Below are 13,635 nucleotides of genomic sequence, written 5' to 3' on the forward strand. Positions count from 1 at the left end.
AACACCATTGTGTGCGTGGGCTGGGTTTTTTTTTTATATTACACCGGCACCTATCTGATCCTCCCGGGGTTTATCTCGTCCGCCCGCGCGGGGCCGGAGGGCTCCCCCCGCGGCCGGCACGTCCAATTCAAACCTTTCAAGGGGTTAACATAAGCCGATGACCTTGATCCGCGCAGGCCTGACGCTGTTGTTCCTGCTGGCGACGCTGTCGTCATCGGGCGCTGGCGAAGCCGATCTGCGCGGCATCATCGCCAAATTCGCGACGGCCAAGGGTTTTTCTGAGATCGGAGCCGTCGTCCACGAACTGGCTGCCACCGGCGACCCGGCGGTGGAGCGGCCGCTTGCGGCGCTCGCCGACGGCAACCTCTACATCCGCAAGGCCGATTCCCTGGTGTTCGCCGGCAAGGAAGCGGGCGAGAGCGTCCAACTTTTCGATCCGCTGAGCGGCGAGGCATCGGGCGAGGCGGCCAAGGACGACATCACCAAGATCAAGGTCAACAACACGCTGCGCCGCGCCATCCGCGATGCGATGGGCATGCTGACGCTCGGCGCCAAGGACCCGACTGTCCGCATTGCCGCCGCCGATACAATGTTCAAGACGCCCGACGCGGCAAACATCGGACCGCTCGACACCGCGATCGCCAGCGAGACCGTGGCCAGCGTCGAGGCTCTGCTCGAACAGGCTCGTGCGGCCTCCATCCTGGTCTCCGACCGACCAGACGCAGACAAGCTCGCCGCAATTGCGCTCATCGGTGCACGGGGCGACCGTGATGCGGTTTCGTTGCTGACTTCGGTCGAGGCGAATTCTCCGGATGCGGTCAAGCAAGCGGCGACAGCCGCGATCGCCACCATCAATTCGACCCTGGCCTTCTGGGAAGCCGGCCAGAACATCTGGTACGGGATCTCGCTCGGCTCGGTGCTGCTGCTGGCGGCGATCGGGCTTGCCATCACCTTCGGCGTCATGGGCGTCATCAACATGGCGCATGGTGAGATGGTCATGCTCGGCGCCTACACGACCTTCGTCGTCCAGCAGGTGATCCGTACGTCTTTTCCGGACCTGTTCGACTGGTCGCTGGTCATCGCGCTGCCGCTCGCCTTCCTCGTCTCGGCACTGGTTGGCCTGATCATCGAGCGTGGTGTCATCCGGTTCCTCTACGGCCGGCCGCTGGAAACGCTGCTGGCGACATGGGGCGTTTCGCTGACCCTGCAGCAGACGGTGCGCTCGATCTTCGGGCCGACAAACCAGGAGGTCGGCAATCCCTCATGGATGTCGGGCTCGTTCAATGTCGGACAGCTTGCGATCACCTGGAATCGGCTGTGGATCCTGGTTTTCGCGCTCACCGTCTTCGCCATGCTGTTTTACGTGATGAAGCGCACGCCCTGGGGCCTGCAGATGCGCGCCGTCACCGCCAACCGGCGCATGGCCGCCTCGATGGGAATCAGGACGCCCTGGGTCGACGCGCTGACTTTCGCGCTAGGGTCCGGCATTGCCGGCATCGCCGGTGTCGCGCTCAGCCAGATCGACAATGTCTCGCCCAATCTTGGCCGCGGCTACATTATCGACAGCTTCATGGTCGTCGTCTTCGGCGGCGTCGGCAATCTGTGGGGCACGCTGGTCGGCGCGTTCTCGCTCGGCATCGTCAACAAGTTACTTGAGCCGTATGCCGGCGCCGTGCTCGGCAAGATCGTCGTGCTGGTCCTCATCATCCTGTTCATCCAGAAGCGCCCGCGCGGCCTGTTCGCGCTCAAGGGTAGGGCGGTGGAAGCATGATGTCAGGACGCTTCTTCGCCGCGGGCGCGGATCGCCGCATCGCCGTCACGATTCTCATCCTGCTGGCGGTGGCGGTCATCGTGCCGCTGCTCAATCTTGCGGTGTCTCCCACCAGCGCCTTCTACGTCCCATCCTACATCGTGGCGCTGACCGGCAAATATCTCTGCTACGCGCTGCTCGCCTTGGCGCTCGATCTTGTCTGGGGCTATTGCGGCATCCTTTCGCTCGGCCACGGCGCCTTCTTCGCGCTCGGCGGCTATGCGATGGGCATGTATCTGATGCGCCAGATCGGCTCGCGCGGCGTCTATGGCAACCCGATCCTGCCCGATTTCATGGTGTTCCTGAACTACAAGGAATTGCCGTGGTTCTGGTATGGCTTCGACCATTTCTGGTTCGCCGCGATCATGGTGCTCGCGGTGCCTGGCCTGCTCGCCTTCGTCTTCGGCTGGTTTGCCTTCCGCAGCCGTGTCACCGGCGTTTATCTCTCCATCATCACCCAGGCGATGACGTACGCGCTGCTGCTTGCGTTTTTCCGCAACGACATGGGTTTCGGCGGCAACAACGGCTTGACCGATTTCAAGGATATTCTCGGCTTCAACGTGCAGGCCGACGCGACGCGTTCGGCGCTGTTCGCGGCCAGTGCTGTGATGCTCGCGCTCGCCGTCTTCGTCACCTGGACAATCGTCGGTTCCAAATATGGCAAGCTGCTGATGGCGGTGCGCGACGCCGAGAGCCGCACGCGCTTCCTCGGCTGGCGGGCGGAGAATGTAAAACTGTTCGCCTTCACCGTCTCGGCTATCATGGCCGGCATCGCCGGCGCGCTCTACGTGCCGCAGGTCGGCATCATCAATCCGGGCGAGTTCGAGCCGGCCAATTCGATCGAGGTCGTGGTGTGGGCGGCAGTCGGCGGACGCGGCACCATTGTCGGACCGATCATCGGCGCGCTGCTGGTCAATGCCGGCAAATCCTGGTTCACCGGCGTGCTGCCGGAATTCTGGCTGTTCGCATTGGGTGGGCTGTTCGTCGCCGTCACGCTTTTGCTGCCCAAGGGCATCATCGGCATGTGGGATTCCTGGCGTGGCAACGCCAAAGCGCTGCGGGCAGCCTCGATTGCCGAGGAAGCGGGCACCGATGCCGTCGTTCCGCCGCCAGCGAAAATCGTTCGCAGCGCGGCGAGAACGCCCGGCGACTGGTCCTCGACCAGCCCAGAACCGCAGCCGGCGGAGTGAGCGACCATGTCGAAGTCGAACACGATCCTCTATCTCGACGGCGTCTCGGTTTCCTTCGATGGCTTTCGTGCCATCAACAAGCTGTCGCTGGTGCTCGACAAGGGCGAGATGCGGGCCATCATCGGCCCCAACGGGGCTGGCAAGACGACGATGATGGACATCGTCACCGGCAAGACGCGACCCGACGAGGGCGAGGTTTTCTTCGACGGAGAGGTGGATCTCACCAAACATGACGAAGCCGAGATCGCCATGATGGGCATCGGCCGCAAATTCCAGAAGCCGACCGTGTTCGAAAGCCACACGATCGAGGAAAACCTGATGCTGGCGCTGAAGGGTCCGCGCTCGATCTTTCCGGCGCTGTTCCATCGCCGCTCGGCCGCCGAGACGCGGCAGATCGATGACATCCTCGGCATCATCCGGCTTGGCGACAAGCGTAACGAACTGGCAGCCAATCTCAGCCATGGACAAAAGCAGTGGCTCGAGATCGGCATGCTGCTGGCGCAGGATCCGAAGCTGCTTCTGGTCGACGAGCCGGTCGCCGGCATGACCGATGCCGAGACCGAGGAAACCGCGCGGCTGCTCAAGGATATTGCGCGCGATCATTCGGTCATCGTCGTCGAGCACGACATGCATTTCGTGCGCGAACTGGGCGTCAAGGTCACCTGCCTGCACGAGGGCTCGGTGCTGTCGGAAGGCACACTCGATTTCGTGTCGGCCGACGAGCGCGTCGTCGAAGTCTATCTGGGGAGATGAGCATGGTCTGGCGGGTTCAATTCCATCGCTTCGATCTGTCGTTTCTCAGGTTCTGGAGAAGGCGCTGACATGCTCGAAGTTTCCAATGCCACGTTGCACTACGGCGCCGCCCAGGCGCTGCGCGGCGTGTCGCTGAAGGCAGGCGCGGGCAAGATCACCTGCGTGCTCGGCCGCAACGGCGTCGGCAAGACCAGTTTGATGAGATCGATCGTCGGCCACCACCGGCTGACGAGCGGAAGCGTTGCCTTCGAGGGGAAGGCGCTCGACCGGAGCGCGGCGTATGACCGCGCCCGGTCGGGCATCGCATTCGTGCCGCAGGGCAGGGAGATCTTTCCGCTGCTCACCGTACGGGAAAATCTCGAATCGGGTTTCGCGCCGCTGAAGCGGGCCGACCGCAACATTCCGGCGCATGTCTTCGAATTGTTCCCGGTGCTCAAGCAGATGCTTGGCCGCCGTGGCGGCGACCTTTCCGGCGGCCAACAGCAGCAGCTCGCCATCGGCAGGGCGCTGGTGATGCGGCCGAAGCTGCTGGTGCTCGACGAGCCGACCGAAGGCATACAGCCGTCGATCATCAAGGATATCGGCCGTGCCGTCCGCTATCTGCGTGATCAGGCCGGCATCGCCGTGCTTTTGGTCGAACAATATCTCGACTTCTGCCGCGAACTCGCCGACGAGGTCAACATCATGGACCGTGGCCTGATCGTCCATACCGGCCCGGCGGAAGATCTCGACAGGGCGGACGTTCGCAAGTTCCTGACGGTGTAGAATCGGCGCTGGACTTCAGTTGACATTCCGAAGTCCTTGGCAAGCCAATATTTCTCCGATCGAGCCCTCTGCGTCACTGGTGCGCCACAAGCTGCGTGCTAGTCTTTCCCAGGGCTTTTGTGAGTCGGCCGCTTCCGTATCAGTCTGGTTCATCGCAGATCGAGGGCGCGGCTAGCACCGGGCAAGGTTCACGCAAGCAAGGCTTCCTAGCTTCCCTCCTGCGATCTCTGTCGTTCAAACGAGTTTGGGCACACAGGCCAAGGGACAGCCATGGAACGTTATGTCGAGGACTACCAGAAGCGGCGGCTTACCGAGCGCGTCGATATCATCACCGCCATCAACATCTTGAAGTCCCAAGGCTACGGCCACGACGACCTGATCGAGGAAATCACCAAGGTCTTCTATGTCGACCTGGATGCCTTCAATGAAATCGTCATGGCGGCATAAGAGCCGCATTCGGCCGTCCCGGTCGTAGCCATGCGCGTGGTTCTAACCCGCGCGCCGGAATGCCGAGGCGGTGACGCGGTTGCGGCCGCCGCGCTTGGCGGCATAGAGCGCCTTGTCCGCGGCGCTGAGCACCTTGTCGAAGCTGAGGCCCTCCTTGGTGCCGAAGGCGAAACCGGCACTAACCGTGCATATCAGCGAGCCGGTCTCGGTTTCGATGCGACGCGCGGCAAAAACTGCCCGTATGGCTTCGGCGGTGGCTTCCACCGTTTCGGGCAAGGTCCGCTTCAGCACGAGCGCGAATTCCTCGCCGCCCATGCGCGCGGCGACGTCGGCCGGGCGAAGATTGCCGGCGAGGTCCCTGGCGAACACCCTCAGCACTTCATCGCCGGCGGCATGGCCGAATTCGTCGTTGATGGCCTTGAAGCCGTCGAGGTCGAACACCACCACCGCCGTGAAGGCGCCAACCGGCGCATCGCCATGCAGGTCGAACAGGGCACGGCGATTGAGAAGGCCGGTCAGCGGATCGGTCAGCGCGTTGCGGCGGTGATAGTGTGCCAGGCGCCCCTGGTTGAGCGCCAGCGAAAGAGCACCGATACCGGTCATGCAGGCGATGACGATGACGAGGCTGAGGTCCTCGGCCCAGTTGCTCGGCGCATGGCCGAGCACAAGCTTGCCGTCCGATGCCAGAACCATGGCGCACAGCACGAAGGATACGGCGGTGATCGAATAGAGCGCGGCGAGCCCGATGATCGGGGCAGGGGATTCGACGCGGCCCTTCCAGTATTCGAGAGCGGTGGCGAAGAGCAGCAGCGCGGCAAAGGAATTCTCCAGCATGAAGCCCAGTCCGTCATAGCCGAGCGCCATCGGCGGCAGGGCCACGGCCAGCGAGATGTTGGCGCCGAGCGCGATGCGCGGCAGCGGAGAGCGGCCTGTCGTGAACTGGTGGGCGGCGCCGAGCATGGTCGAGAAACCGAACAGAAGCAGGGTGAGCGTGGCGACGCCAAGCATCGGTCCGGGCTGGTCGATATAGGCTTTGTAGGCAAAGACGTCGCCGACAACCAGCAGCACGCTGGCCGCCCAGGTCAGCAAGAATTTCTCGGAACGCGCGGTAAGCCAGATGCCGAACAACGTCAGGCTGAGGCAGGCGGCGGAAAAGCCGACCGCGAGCAGCAGTGAGTTGTAGTCGAGTGACATGCCCTCTTCCTTGCCCGCTCTGGGCAACTCCGCGCCCAGATGGATTCATGCAGCAAGGAAGTATCGATAAGGTTACGATATCAGTGAAGATGTCGAGATTTCGCCGTGTCAGAAGAGCGCCGACAACAACAGCAGGGCTAGGCCGATGCCCATCATCAACAGGCCCGGCCAATTCTGCGACAGGCCGAGGAAACCGAGCCCCCGCCGGCGTGGCTCGAGCGTCGGGCCTGGTGTTGCGAGGTTTGGTATCGGGCGATCCGGAACCACAGGCGCGGGATCGCTAAGCCGTCCGCGCCGAAGGGCAGCGCCTGCCATGTACACAACGCCAGCTACGGTAAGCAATGCACCGAGGATAATGATAGCCATCTGTCCTTGCCCTTCTTTGCAGGGACTTGCGGGATTGGTGGCTAAGCGTTGGCGATGGTCGCACGCGTCGCCGCCTGACAGCATAGAACGATCAAAGCGCCGGGCAGGTTCCAAAGTAAGGCGCCGGGCGGAGATCCGCCACTCTAACTCACTCGCTTCATCAATGCCATGGCGCCGAACGGCGCGCGCGCCTTGCCCTCGGTGATGAAGTAGACGAACACGTCGCGCGGCTGGGCCGGTGCATCGGTGGCGGGATCGGCACGCCGCAGGTCGGCCGGCTGCTTGCCCGCCGCCCAGACCTTTGCCCGCGCGGCCCATTCATCGAGACCCCTTGCCGTGTAGCAGTCGGGATTGTCGTCACTGCCGGTCTGCAGCCGTGCATAGACGAAATCACCGGTAACGTCGGCGATATCAGGATATTTGGCATGGTCGGCATAGACGATCGCCACCTTGTACTTGCGCGCCAGCGCCGCGAATTCCGGCACGACAAAACTGTCGTTGCGCACCTCGACCGCGTGGCGCAGCGCGACGCCGTCCTGCTTTTCCGGCAGCAGTTTCAAAAAAGCTTCAAAATCGTCCGGATCGAACTTTTTCGTCGGCGCGAACTGCCACAGGATCGGCCCGAGCTTTTCGCCGAGTGCCGCCACACCCGAGCCGAGGAAGCGCATCATCGATTCGCCGGCCTCGCCAAGCACGCGGCGGTTGGTGACGAAGCGGTTGCCCTTCAGCGCATAGACGAAACCGTCCGGCGCCTCGCTTGCCCATTTGACGAAGGTCGGCTCCTTGAAGCTGGAATAATAGGTGCCATTGACCTCGATGGTCGGCACCTGCCGGGTGGCGTATTGCAACTGTTTGGCCTTCGACAGCTTGTCGGGATAGAAGGACGTGTCCCAGGGCTCGAAGGTCCAGCCGCCCATGCCGGCGCGGATTGTTCCCGATGTGCTCATTGTCATCCTCCCAAGTGAAGAAATCTGGCCGAGTTCAGAAGATCAGGCCGTTTCACCGACTGGTTTTGCCATGTCGACGAGTACCCATCCTGGCCGATGGGGATTGGGCCTGCGCCCCGTTTCATGGAAACCATAGGCCAGATAGAGCGCGATGTTCCGCTCCATCCTGGCGTTGGTGTAGAGCCGCACCTCGGGCAGGCGCCACAGGCGCGTCTGCTCGTCGGCGTGTTTGAGCAGGGCGATGCCGAGGCCTTTGCCTTGAAAGGCCGGGGCAACCGCGACGGAAAAGATCATCGCATGATCGTCATGCCGCTCCACGGTGAGCGCTCCGGCCATCTCGCCGCCGCTCTCCAGAAGCCAGACCTCGCCACGCGCGATGCGCGGCGCATAGTCCTCGGTGACCGGGATCGGCGATGCACCGAACAGGGCGCTGTAGGGTGCATAGGCGGCTTCGGTTAGCGACACGACAGTTTGGAGATCACCGGCAAGCGCTCTTCGGATTGTCATTCAAAAAGCTCTCCAGGCGCCAACCGGCCGGATCATCACTCCGCCGCTTCGCGCTTGCCTCCGGGGCGTCGCTCCAGGAGCTCCTTGAGGAACTGGCCGGTGTAGCTGCGCTTTTCGCGCACGATCGCTTCCGGCGTGCCGGAGGCCACCAACTCGCCGCCGCCGTCGCCACCTTCTGGGCCGAGGTCGAGCACCCAGTCGGCGGTCTTGATGACTTCGAGATTGTGCTCGATGACCACCACCGTGTTGCCCTGGTCGACCAGCTCGTGCAGCACTTCCAGGAGCTTGGCGACGTCGTGGAAGTGCAGGCCGGTGGTCGGCTCGTCCAGGATGTAGAGCGTCTTCCCCGTCGCCTTGCGTGACAGTTCCTTGGCGAGCTTGATGCGCTGCGCCTCGCCGCCCGACAGCGTCGTCGCCTGCTGGCCGATATGGATGTAGCCGAGGCCGACCTGTTTCAGCGTATCGAGCTTGTCGCGCACACCGGGCACTGCGGCGAAGAAGTCGACGCCTTCCTCGACGGTCATGTCGAGCACGTCGGCGATCGACTTGCCCTTGAACAGGACATCGAGCGTCTCTCTGTTGTAGCGCTTGCCGTGACAGACGTCGCAGGTGACGTAGACGTCGGGCAGGAAGTGCATCTCGATCTTGATGACACCGTCGCCCTGACAGGCTTCGCAGCGCCCGCCCTTGACGTTGAACGAGAAGCGGCCGGGCTGATAGCCACGCGCCTTGGCCTCGGGAAGGCCCGCGAACCAGTCGCGGATCGGCGTGAAGGCGCCGGTATAGGTGGCCGGGTTGGAGCGCGGGGTCCTGCCGATCGGCGACTGGTCGATGTCGATGACCTTGTCGAGGAATTCGAGGCCCTCGATGCGATCATGATCGGCCGGGTGCTCGCGCGAGCCCATGATGCGGCGCGAGGCGGCCTTGAACAGCGTCTCGATCAGGAAGGTCGACTTGCCTCCGCCCGACACGCCGGTGACGGCGGTGAAGGTGCCGAGGGGGATTTCGGCGGTGACGTTCTTCAGATTGTTGCCGCGCGCGCCGACGATTTTGAGGCGCCGGTTTTTCTTCGCCTCGCGGCGCACGCCGGGCGTCGCCACTTCGAGCGCGCCCGACAAATATTTGCCGGTGATCGAATTGGGGTTGGCCATGACTTGCTGCGGCGTGCCCTGGGCAATGATCTCGCCGCCGTGGATGCCGGCGGCCGGGCCCATGTCGACGACATAGTCTGCATGCAGGATGGCGTCCTCGTCATGCTCGACGACGATCACCGTGTTGCCGATGTCGCGCAGGTGCTTGAGCGTATCGAGCAGGCGCGCATTGTCGCGCTGATGCAGACCGATCGACGGCTCGTCCAGCACATAGAGCACGCCGGTGAGGCCGGAGCCGATCTGCGACGCCAGCCGGATGCGCTGGCTCTCACCGCCGGACAGCGTGCCCGAATTGCGCGACAGCGTCAGATAATCGAGCCCGACATCGTTGAGGAAGCGCAGCCGCTCGCGGATCTCCTTGAGCACGCGCACCGCGATCTCGTTCTGCTTGTCGTTGAGCGACGCGGGCAGGTCGGTGAACCACTGGTCGGCCTTGCGGATCGAAAGTTCGGTGACTTCGCCGATGTGCCTGCCGGCGATCTTCACCGCAAGCGACTCGGGCTTCAGGCGGTAGCCCTTGCAGACCGGGCAGGGCGTGGCCGACATGAAGCGCTCGATCTCCTCGCGCATCCAGGCGGATTCGGTCTCCTTCCAGCGGCGCTCGAGATTGGGGATGACGCCTTCGAACGTCTTGGTTGTCTTGTAGGAGCGCAGGCCGTCATCATACTGGAAGGTGATCTCGCGCTCTCCGGTGCCGCGCAGGATGGCTTCCTTTGCCTCTTCGGTCAGGTCTTTGAACTTGTCGCCAAGCTTGAAGCCATAGGCCTTGCCCAGCGCTTCCAGCGTCTGTGTATAATAGGGCGAGGTCGACTTAGCCCACGGGCTGACGGCGCCGTCGCGCAGCGAGATGTTTTCGTCCGGCACGATCAGATTGCCATCGATGGCGCGCTGGCTGCCGAGACCGTCGCAGGTCGGGCAGGCACCGAACGGGTTGTTGAACGAGAACAGGCGCGGTTCGATTTCCGGAATGGTGAAGCCGGAGACCGGGCAAGCAAATTTTTCCGAGAACAGGATGCGCTCATGCGTCTCGTTCTTCGACTTGTTGACCGAATCCTCGCCGGTCTGGCTGGAGTCGAGCGGCTTGTCGGCGAATTCGGCTACCGCCAACCCATCGGCCAGCTTCAGCGCCGTTTCGATGGAGTCGGCGAGCCGCGTCGCCAGATCGCCGCGCACGACGATGCGGTCGACGACGACGTCGAGGTCGTGCTTGTACTTCTTGTCCAGCGCCGGCACGTCGGCGATCTCGTAGAAGACGCCGTCGACCTTGACGCGTTGAAAGCCCTTCTTCTGCAGTTCCAGCAGTTCCTTGCGGTACTCGCCTTTGCGGCCGCGCACCATCGGCGCCAGGATGAACAGGCGCGTGCCTTCCTCGACCGCCAGCACGCGGTCGACCATCTGCGAAACCGTCTGACTCTCGATCGGCAGGCCGGTGGCCGGCGAATAGGGGATGCCGACGCGCGCGAACAACAGGCGCATATAGTCGTAGATCTCGGTGACGGTGCCGACCGTCGAACGCGGGTTCTTCGAGGTGGTCTTCTGCTCGATCGAGATGGCAGGCGACAGGCCGTCGATCTGGTCGACGTCAGGCTTCTGCATCATTTCGAGGAATTGCCGGGCGTAGGCCGAAAGGCTTTCGACATAGCGGCGCTGGCCTTCGGCATAGATGGTGTCGAAGGCAAGCGACGACTTGCCGGAACCCGACAGGCCGGTCATGACAATCAGGCTGTCACGCGGCAGGTCGAGATCGACATTCTTCAGATTGTGTTCGCGCGCCCCGCGAATGGAAAGATATTTATGGTCGGCCATCGCCGGTCGCCGCCTCAGAATCTGGAATTTCCTGGAATGGCGGGTTTTCCCAGCCATCCCCTATGTAGGTAGTTTTGCCGCCACGTCGAGAGACGCCACAATTCCCGACAAAAGCCGTTTAAGCGTCTTTCGCGTGAACGGGCAAGTAGAAAGAACAAAGACCGAACACGCTCCTGACAAAGCTGTGCAAAAACTGACTTGCACGTAACCTCCCGACGATCACATTTTTCGGTAACCGGCTATTGAAGCTTGACGGGCGCCGGCTCCTGGAGGCAAGCTTCGGCAGTCAACGAAGCCGGCCGTCTTTCGATGGTCTCGCCGCCCAGAGGCGGCCTGCGAGACGCCGCAGGCATTAGCGATTTGTGCTTCGGACGACAACGTCGCAATGGACAAAAAGGAGCGGAGCTATGACGCCACCGGATCGTCCCACAGGGTTCCAGTCGTTACTGGAGCGGCGGCAGGCATAAGTGCCAGGGTTTAGCGTTTGCGCCACCCGACAAACCGTGACCTGCCATACCCCGTAAAAATCAGAGACTGCAGTCGGATCGTCGGCTGACGCCGCGTTGCATCCGAAATCTAGTGCCGGCAGTACGCCCCCGGTAGAAGTTGGATTTTAGATCCAAAAAGGCCCCGTCCGTTTGCGCAAAGCACGGCGGGGCCGTTTTATGTGCGGATGTCTTGTTGGCGATATGCCAGCGCAGCACGCCGGCACCACTATCGGTGGCGGGGCTGCCCGATTGAGCCGGCTCCGACATCGACGGTGATGCTGCCGGAAATCCTGACATCCGTATCGCCGATCTTGAACTGGCCGTTGCCGTTGCCGGGAAATGCATCGTCGGGTTCGGGAGCCGGCTTGGCGATGCGATAGTCGCCGGCCACGCCGGGCAGGGCGCCTTTTTGCGCCTGCGCCGAGCTGTCGCCGGCGAAGGCCTTGCCGCTCGAAAGGCACACGAGCGCTACAACGGCGATGACACGGTGCAATGTTCTGGGTGGATGAGTGTCGATCATCCCAGGACTATAGTGGCGTGCCGGCGACGGGACCAGACCGGCATCATCAAATCTTCGAAAGCCGGCAGGAAGCCGGGCCTGGCTTTATGCCGCCTTTTTTCGCGTGTCGAAAACGTGGTCGACGATGCCCCAGGTCTGGGCCTCGCGGGCGGTCATGAAGTGGTCGCGGTCCAGCGTGCGTTCGACCTCCTCATAGGTGCGTCCGCAATGCTGCGCATAGAGCCCGGCCATGTGCCGTTTCGTCTGGACGATGCGCTCGGCATGGCGCTGGATGTCGGAGGCTTGGCCCTGGAACCCGCCCAGCGGCTGATGCAGCAGGATGGTGGCGTTCGGCAGCGAGATACGACGCCCCGGTGTGCCCGCCATCAGCAGGAAAGAACCCATCGAGGCGGCAAAGCCCATGCACACGGTCGACACCGGGCAGCTGATGTATTGCATCGTGTCGTAGATGGCGAAGCCGCTGGTCACCACGCCGCCCGGCGAGTTGATATAGAGCGAGATCTCCTTGTCGGGATTGTCCGATTCCAGCGACAGCAACTGCGCGCAGACCAGCGCCGAGATGTCGTCGTTGATCTCGCCATTGATGAAGACGATGCGCTCGCGCAGCAGCCGCGAGAAAATGTCGAAGGCGCGTTCGCCGCGGCTCGATTGCTCGATTACCATCGGCACCAGACTGGCAACACCGCTCATGATCTTCTCTCCATTGTCCTTGTTCAGGCTGCGCAGCAAGCGGCGAAGCGTGTTTGCGGCGATCGGCTTGCGTGTACCGTTGGCGTCGAGCGAAAGCCGGCAGCTAGCGCACGCCATGGCGACAGCGGGCATTGCCTTGCGGGCGAAGCCGTCATGGACGATGCGCAGATGGGTGCCGCCGGAAACGGTTCGGGCAAGTGTGAAGGTGACAATGCTGTCCAACGGGCCGTCGAGGCGATCCTGCCGCGCGGCGTCGCCTGGCTGCTCCCGCCAGGAATAGCGCAGCAGCTTCTCCGGCTCGGCGTCGAGGATTTCGCATTCGATCGCCGCATCCGGCCCGGCGAAGGCAAAACGATTGCCGGTCTCCGGCCTGATGTCGTTCGGCATCATCCATGCGGCGAGCAGCTCCGGCACGGTCAGGGCCCGCCACACCTTTTCCGGCGGCTCGGCAAGGTCGTACTCGAACTCGATCGCATCGGGAGAGATCTCGCGATGGTTTTGGTCGGCTTTCATCGATCGAACGTTCGTCATTGGTCCATGTCCTTCAAAACCGCCTTCAATCTTTCGATGCGTTCCGGCCAGAAGGTCCGGTAGCGTTCGATCCAGGAGAGCAAGGGGGCGAGCCCCTGCGGATCGGCGCGGTAAAAAGCATTGCGGCCGGCACGTCGCTCGACCACCAGGCCGGCGCCGCGCAGCACCGCCAGATGCTGTGACACCGCCGGTTGCGACACCGTCATGCCGGTGCGCAATTCCGATACCGTCATTTCACCAGCGGCGAGCCGCTCAAAGACGGCGCGGCGCGTCGGGTCGGCCAGGGCCCGGAAAATCTCTGCTTCGATCATGACAAAAGCATAAGTGGATACTTATCGATTTGGCAAGCGTTCTTTTCAAACCCATATGTGGGCTTCCGGCGATGCCAGGGGAATCGGGTGAGTTAATTATCGTGAGATGACGCTTACGAGGAATTCGTCGTCCCACGCCGCCACTTTTCGTTTCAATCG

At 62.7% G+C, this 13,635-nt stretch carries 13 protein-coding genes and 1 pseudogene; 5 read left to right on the forward strand and 9 right to left on the reverse strand.

Going from position 1 to position 13,635, the window contains the following annotated elements; all coding sequences use genetic code 11:
- Window positions 1–157: 157 nt before the first annotated feature.
- The 5 genes from urtB (at window position 158) to NKH03_RS32590 (ending at window position 4,965) form a co-directional block, all read left to right on the forward strand.
- Window positions 158–1,771 carry an urea ABC transporter permease subunit UrtB gene (urtB, locus tag NKH03_RS32570; protein ID WP_352972977.1) on the forward strand — a complete coding sequence of 538 codons (1,614 nt, stop codon included), beginning with the start codon at window positions 158–160 and terminating at the stop codon, window positions 1,769–1,771.
- The gene (urtC, locus tag NKH03_RS32575; RefSeq protein ID WP_352972978.1) at window positions 1,768–3,000 is read left to right on the forward strand and encodes an urea ABC transporter permease subunit UrtC; all 1,233 of its coding nucleotides are present in this window, start codon (window positions 1,768–1,770) and stop codon (window positions 2,998–3,000) included. Before urtB ends, urtC begins: the two co-directional genes overlap by 4 nt.
- A gap of 6 nt (window positions 3,001–3,006) precedes the next feature.
- Window positions 3,007–3,753, forward strand: a complete 747-nt coding sequence (gene urtD / locus NKH03_RS32580; RefSeq protein WP_352972980.1) for an urea ABC transporter ATP-binding protein UrtD — start codon at window positions 3,007–3,009, stop codon at window positions 3,751–3,753.
- Between the two features lie 69 nt (window positions 3,754–3,822).
- Complete coding sequence (urtE, locus tag NKH03_RS32585; RefSeq protein WP_352972981.1) at window positions 3,823–4,518, forward strand: urea ABC transporter ATP-binding subunit UrtE; 696 nt, start codon at window positions 3,823–3,825, stop codon at window positions 4,516–4,518.
- Between the two features lie 270 nt (window positions 4,519–4,788).
- On the forward strand, window positions 4,789–4,965 hold the full coding sequence (locus NKH03_RS32590; RefSeq protein WP_023759335.1) for a hypothetical protein: 177 nt from the start codon (window positions 4,789–4,791) through the stop codon (window positions 4,963–4,965).
- A gap of 42 nt (window positions 4,966–5,007) precedes the next feature.
- On the opposite strand, the gene NKH03_RS32595 is transcribed toward NKH03_RS32590, so the two are convergent.
- The 9 genes and pseudogenes from NKH03_RS32595 to NKH03_RS32635 form a co-directional block, all read right to left on the reverse strand.
- Window positions 5,008–6,159, reverse strand: coding sequence for a GGDEF domain-containing protein (locus tag NKH03_RS32595; RefSeq protein WP_352871717.1), 1,152 nt, complete (start codon window positions 6,157–6,159; stop codon window positions 5,008–5,010).
- Between the two features lie 108 nt (window positions 6,160–6,267).
- A complete protein-coding gene (locus NKH03_RS32600; RefSeq protein ID WP_352972982.1) occupies window positions 6,268–6,525 on the reverse strand; it encodes a hypothetical protein in 258 nt (85 codons plus the stop codon).
- A 143-nt stretch (window positions 6,526–6,668) separates the two neighbouring features.
- A complete protein-coding gene (locus NKH03_RS32605; RefSeq protein WP_352972983.1) occupies window positions 6,669–7,472 on the reverse strand; it encodes a DUF72 domain-containing protein in 804 nt (267 codons plus the stop codon).
- Between the two features lie 42 nt (window positions 7,473–7,514).
- Entirely contained in the window at window positions 7,515–7,979 is a 465-nt protein-coding gene (locus NKH03_RS32610) for a GNAT family N-acetyltransferase (RefSeq protein WP_352972985.1), read from the reverse strand.
- Window positions 7,980–8,014: 35 nt separating this feature from the next.
- On the reverse strand, window positions 8,015–10,936 hold the full coding sequence (gene uvrA / locus NKH03_RS32615; protein ID WP_352972986.1) for an excinuclease ABC subunit UvrA: 2,922 nt from the start codon (window positions 10,934–10,936) through the stop codon (window positions 8,015–8,017).
- A gap of 714 nt (window positions 10,937–11,650) precedes the next feature.
- Complete coding sequence (locus NKH03_RS32620) at window positions 11,651–11,944, reverse strand: hypothetical protein (protein WP_352972987.1); 294 nt, start codon at window positions 11,942–11,944, stop codon at window positions 11,651–11,653.
- Between the two features lie 84 nt (window positions 11,945–12,028).
- Window positions 12,029–12,634, reverse strand: coding sequence for an ATP-dependent Clp protease proteolytic subunit (locus NKH03_RS32625; RefSeq protein ID WP_352871729.1), 606 nt, complete (start codon window positions 12,632–12,634; stop codon window positions 12,029–12,031).
- Between the two features lie 132 nt (window positions 12,635–12,766).
- Window positions 12,767–13,165 (reverse strand): annotated as a pseudogene (locus tag NKH03_RS32630) (SRPBCC family protein); the annotation flags it as partial.
- On the reverse strand, window positions 13,162–13,476 hold the full coding sequence (locus NKH03_RS32635; protein ID WP_352627857.1) for an ArsR/SmtB family transcription factor: 315 nt from the start codon (window positions 13,474–13,476) through the stop codon (window positions 13,162–13,164). The pseudogene NKH03_RS32630 and the gene NKH03_RS32635, both read right to left, overlap by 4 nt.
- Window positions 13,477–13,635: the final 159 nt, after the last annotated feature.

The organism is Mesorhizobium sp. M1406 (assembly GCF_040317555.1).
GTDB lineage: Bacteria > Pseudomonadota > Alphaproteobacteria > Rhizobiales > Rhizobiaceae > Mesorhizobium.